The organism is Phenylobacterium sp. (assembly GCF_020402505.1).
GTDB lineage: Bacteria > Pseudomonadota > Alphaproteobacteria > Caulobacterales > Caulobacteraceae > Phenylobacterium.
In genome coordinates, this window is record NZ_JADBZL010000224.1 from 1 (window position 1) to 4,195 (window position 4,195).

Annotated in this window: 5 protein-coding genes and 2 pseudogenes; 2 read left to right on the plus strand and 5 right to left on the minus strand. The window is 69.8% G+C overall.

What is annotated here, in order from left to right; genetic code table 11:
- The 4 genes and pseudogenes from IM632_RS14425 to IM632_RS14440 form a co-directional block, all read right to left on the minus strand.
- Positions 1-471 (minus strand): annotated as a pseudogene (locus IM632_RS14425) (xanthine dehydrogenase family protein molybdopterin-binding subunit); the annotation flags it as partial.
- Positions 468-1,412: a xanthine dehydrogenase family protein subunit M gene (locus tag IM632_RS14430; protein WP_296552521.1), complete on the minus strand. Its 945-nt coding sequence runs from the start codon at positions 1,410-1,412 to the stop codon at positions 468-470. The gene IM632_RS14430 and the pseudogene IM632_RS14425, both read right to left, overlap by 4 nt.
- Complete coding sequence (locus IM632_RS14435; protein WP_296485181.1) at positions 1,409-1,912, minus strand: 2Fe-2S iron-sulfur cluster-binding protein; 504 nt, start codon at positions 1,910-1,912, stop codon at positions 1,409-1,411. The genes IM632_RS14430 and IM632_RS14435 overlap by 4 nt, the downstream gene beginning before the upstream one ends.
- Entirely contained in the window at positions 1,912-2,223 is a 312-nt protein-coding gene (locus IM632_RS14440) for a BolA family protein (protein ID WP_296485177.1), read from the minus strand. The genes IM632_RS14435 and IM632_RS14440 overlap by 1 nt, the downstream gene beginning before the upstream one ends.
- A gap of 50 nt (positions 2,224-2,273) precedes the next feature.
- Here IM632_RS14440 and IM632_RS14445 point away from each other — a divergent pair, with 50 nt between their 5' ends.
- Complete coding sequence (locus IM632_RS14445) at positions 2,274-2,921, plus strand: J domain-containing protein (protein ID WP_293526902.1); 648 nt, start codon at positions 2,274-2,276, stop codon at positions 2,919-2,921.
- 25 nt (positions 2,922-2,946) lie between these two features.
- Here IM632_RS14445 and IM632_RS14450 read toward each other — a convergent pair whose 3' ends face one another.
- On the minus strand, positions 2,947-3,810 hold the full coding sequence (locus IM632_RS14450) for a TauD/TfdA family dioxygenase (RefSeq protein WP_296485174.1): 864 nt from the start codon (positions 3,808-3,810) through the stop codon (positions 2,947-2,949).
- A gap of 92 nt (positions 3,811-3,902) precedes the next feature.
- Here IM632_RS14450 and IM632_RS14455 point away from each other — a divergent pair.
- Positions 3,903-4,195, plus strand: a pseudogene (locus IM632_RS14455) (cobaltochelatase subunit CobS); the annotation flags it as partial.

Here is a 4,195-nt window from a genome sequence, read left to right on the forward strand (position 1 = left end):
AAGGCTGGAGAGGAAGTCCAGGTCCGCGTCCTCGGCGGCGTAGGCGATCCGGACCAGGCCCACGGCGGCCCGGGCGTTCTCCGGTGTATCGGCGAGGATGAAGGCGACGGACTGGCCGTAGAATTCGACGCGGTCGGACTCCAGGGCCGGGTTGGCGCTCCTTTGGCTACGGGGGTTAAGCCGGGCGCCGCGGGCCGCCTGAGCCGGAACGTTCAGATGACTCCAGGCGAGGACCACGCCGGGCGCAGCGGCCGCAGCAGAGGTGTCGATGGCGGTGATGCGGCCCTTGGCCAGGGTCGACGAGACGATGTGGCCGTAGAGGGGCGGAGCGGGCGTCTCCACCTCATAGGCGTAGGCCGCCGTCCCGGTCACCTTCAGGCGACCCTCGTATCGGTCGACAGGCTTGCCGATCAGGCCGGAGCGGTTCTCGGTGACGGGATTGGGCGCGGCCCAGTCGCGGACAGTACTCATGACGCAGCGCCTTCCTTGGCTTCGCGAATGGCGTCGGCGGCGAGGCGCCGGACCAGGGACTTGCGGCTCTCCGGCCCACCGGCATGGGCCAGCTCCGCCCCTGCCGCCTCGGCGGGCGAGGCGCCGTCGGCCAGGGCGGCCTCGGTGAAGCGGGCGCGCCAGGGCCTGGCGGCTACGGCGCCGAGGGCCACACGGTCGCCGGCGACGGCGACGCTGGCGATCGCCCCGGTGTAGGAGGCCCGGGCCCGGACCTTGCGCCAGACCTGCCGGCCCGGCGGCGGCGGCGGCAGCTCCACGGCCAGGATCAGTTCGTCGGGCGCAAGGTCGGTATCCACCTGGGGCGCCTCGCCGGGCAGGCGGTGGAGGGTCTCCACGGGTCGGCGCTGGACGGATCCGTCGGCCCGAACCGTCTCGGCCACGGCGTCGAAGGCGGCCAGGGCCACGCTCATGTCGGAGGGGCTTACCGCCACGCACATCTCACTGGCGCCGAACAGGGCGAGGGACTTGGACAGGCCGTCCATGGCGCTGCAGCCGGACCCCGGCAGGCGCTTGTTGCAGGGCTTGGCGGCGTCCATGAAGTAGGGGCAGCGGGTCCGCTGCATGAGGTTGCCGCCCACCGAGGCCTTGTTGCGCAGCTGGACGGAGCCCCCGGCGAGGATGGCCCGGGCGAGAGCGGGATAGCGACGCCGCACCCGGGGATCGGACGCCACGGCGGTATTGGTGGCCAGGGCGCCGATCCTCAGGCCGCCGGAAGCCGTCTCGGAGATCTCGGCCAGGGGCAGGCGGCCCACGTCAATGAGACGCGGCGGCTGCTCGATCTCCAGCTTCATCAGGTCCAGGAGGTTGGTCCCCCCGGCCAGGAACCGGGCGCCCGGGCTGGATGCGGCCAGGCTCAGGGCGTGGTCGACGTCCCGGGCGCGCTCGAAGGCGAAGGGCTTCATGCGGCGGCTCCCGCGGCGCGGCGGACGGCGGCGAGGATCTGGGGATAGGCCGAGCAGCGGCAGATGTTCCCGCTCATTCGCTCGCGGATCTCAGCGTCCGTCAGGGTGACGGGACCGTCGAGGTCCTCGGTGGCCTCGCTCGGCTGCCCGGCGGCGACCTCGGCCAGCAGGCCGACGGCCGAGCAGATCTGACCGGGAGTACAGTAGCCGCACTGGAAGGCGTCCTCGGTAAGGAAGGCCTGCTGCACCGGATGCAGGACCTCACCGGAGGCCAGGCCCTCGACCGTGAGGACCTCGTCGCCGTCGTGCATGACCGCCAGGGACAGGCAGGCGTTGATCCGGACCCCGTTCACCAGGACGGTGCAGGCGCCGCACTGCCCATGGTCACAACCCTTCTTGGTCCCCTTCAGGTTCAGCCGCTCGCGCAGCAGGTCAAGCAGGCTTGTACGCGGATCGACGTCGACGGCGTGGTCGACCCCGTTTACCCGGATGGTGGTCATCACTTTGAATTCCCCCGTTCACTGCCGACAGACTGTGACCTGGCCTCCTCCGGCGCAAGGGCCGTCAGGGACAGGGCGTGGACGGGGCCCGCCAGCTCCTCGGCCAGGACACGGTAGACCATGCGCTGGCGGGCCACCCGCGACTGGCCGGCGAAAGCGGCGGCGCGGATCCGGATGTTGAAGTGGCTCTCGCCGCCCGGCGCCGCGCCCGCGTGGCCGGCGTGGCGGGCGGAGTCGTCCTCGATCTCGAGCTCGTCAGGCTGAAAGGCGGCGCTGAGCTTTTCCCGCAACGTCCCGGCAATCCGTCCCATTTCCATCCTTCGAATCTTGAAAGCGAGGCCATCCTACTCATACTTGGCCGATGGCCGGTGCGTTTCAATACAGACCCCGCTTCGTGGATATCCGGGTGCGACCGCCGACCGCGGAGGAGGCGGCGCAGGCGGACGTGCACGCCCTGAAGCCAGGCGAGCGCGCCTGCGACCATCCCGGCTGCCGGGTCGCCGCCAGCGCGCGAGCCCCGAAGAGCCGGGACATGCTGAACGAGCACTACTGGTTCTGCCAGCCGCACGCAGCCGACTACAACCGCAACTGGAACTTCTTCGCAGGGATGACGGAGGCCGAGGTGCGGGCGCGCGTGGAGCAGAGCGCCCTCGGCGACCGTCCGACCTGGGACTTCAAGGCCGGCAAGAACTCCCGGGAGGCGGCGGCGGCGGCGCGCGGCTTCGCCACGGGCGACGGCTTCCGGGATCCGTTCGACCTTTTCGGGCGCACCAGCGCCAGCCGGGCGAGCGAGGCGACCCCTCGCCGCAGCCTGGGCAAGCTGGAACGCGCCGCCCTGGCGGACCTGGACCTGGATGAGGACGTTGACGCCGCCCGGATCCGGGCGCGCTACACTGAGCTGGTCAAGCTGTGCCACCCCGACGCGAACGGCGGCGACCGTTCTGCGGAGACAAAGCTCCAGCGGACGATCCGGGCCTACCAGGTCCTGCGCAAGGCCAAGCTGGCCTGAAACGTCAGACTCCGGCCGACGGGCGTCAGACGGGAACCTCGCCCTGTACGGTCGTCCGGTGCATGACCCGGAGGTGGCCGTCGTAGCCACCCTCGGCGAAGTGCATGGTGCAGCGGTTGTCCCACATCAGCAGGTCACCCTCAGTCCATCTGTGCCGATAGATGAACTCCTCCCGGGTCAGGTGGGCGAAAAGGAAGCCGAGCAGGGCCTGGGACTCCTCCGGCGTGAAGCCCTCGATCCCCACCGTGTAGACAGGGCTGATGTAGAGGGCCTTGCGACCAGTCACCGGATGGGTCCGGACCAGCGGGTGGGTCAGACTGGAGTCGGCCTCTTCCGAGACGATGATCTTCATGGTCCGGGCCTCGGTATCACGGGCGAAGACCCCCTTGGTGCCATAGCTCTGACGGGCGGAATGCACCGCCTGGAGGGGGGCCACGACCGCCTTCATCGCGTCGGAGAGGGCGTCCCAGGCGCGGCTGGCGTCCACGAAGAGGGTGTCGCCACCCACCGGCGGGATGGTCTGGGCCCGCAGCAGGGTCGCCGCCGGAGGCGTTTCCAGGAAGCTCCAGTCCGAGTGCCAGCCGGCGCCGAAGTTGGAGGCCTTCTCGTCGGGTTGCCGGCGCAGCTCAAGAACGTTGGGCCGGCCGGGCATGGGCTCGATGTAAGGGTCCTTTCCGAACGGACCGATCTGCAGGGTGAACGCCTCCAGGGCGTCCAGGGAAAGCGGTTGGCCAGGGAAGCAGACCACGGCGTGCCGGGCCCAGGCGGCTCGGACATCCTCCAGGTCCCGAGGGTCCAGGGGCTGCGAAAGATCCACCCCGGTGATCCGGGCGCCGAAGCCCGAAGCCTCCGGCGCGACCCGCACCCGCCGCGTCTGGGAAACGCTCATCTGACCCTCCTCCCGCCCCCTATGGCCCGGGGCTTCGTGGCCATTAAACACCCGTTTGCATCGGCCGCGTAACCCTGTAATCGGGACGGGCCATGACTTCACTTGCCGATACCCAGGACGAAAAACTCCTGACCCTTGTTCCCGACCATCAGGTCTCCCTGCGCGAGACCTTCGGGATCGATTCCGACATGATGGTCCCCGCCTTCAGCGAGCGGGACTCCCACGTGCCCGATGTGGATCCCGCCTACCGGTTTGATCCGGAGACCACCAAGGCCATCTGCGCCGGGTTTGCGCATGACCGCAGAGTCATGGTGCAGGGCTATCACGGCACGGGCAAGTCCACCCACATCGAGCAGGTAGCCGCGCGCCTCAACTGGCCGCTGAT

Excerpts from the sequence above, each read along its gene's own strand:
- IM632_RS14430 (WP_296552521.1), bottom strand. The coding sequence starts at position 1,412 with ATGAAGCCCTTCGCCTTCGAGCGCGCCCGGGACGTCGACCACGCCCTG.
- IM632_RS14450 (WP_296485174.1), bottom strand. The coding sequence starts at position 3,810 with ATGAGCGTTTCCCAGACGCGGCGGGTGCGGGTCGCGCCGGAGGCTTCG.
- IM632_RS14435 (WP_296485181.1), bottom strand. The coding sequence starts at position 1,912 with ATGACCACCATCCGGGTAAACGGGGTCGACCACGCCGTCGACGTCGAT.
- IM632_RS14445 (WP_293526902.1), top strand. The coding sequence starts at position 2,274 with ATGGCCGGTGCGTTTCAATACAGACCCCGCTTCGTGGATATCCGGGTG.
- IM632_RS14440 (WP_296485177.1), bottom strand. The coding sequence starts at position 2,223 with ATGGGACGGATTGCCGGGACGTTGCGGGAAAAGCTCAGCGCCGCCTTT.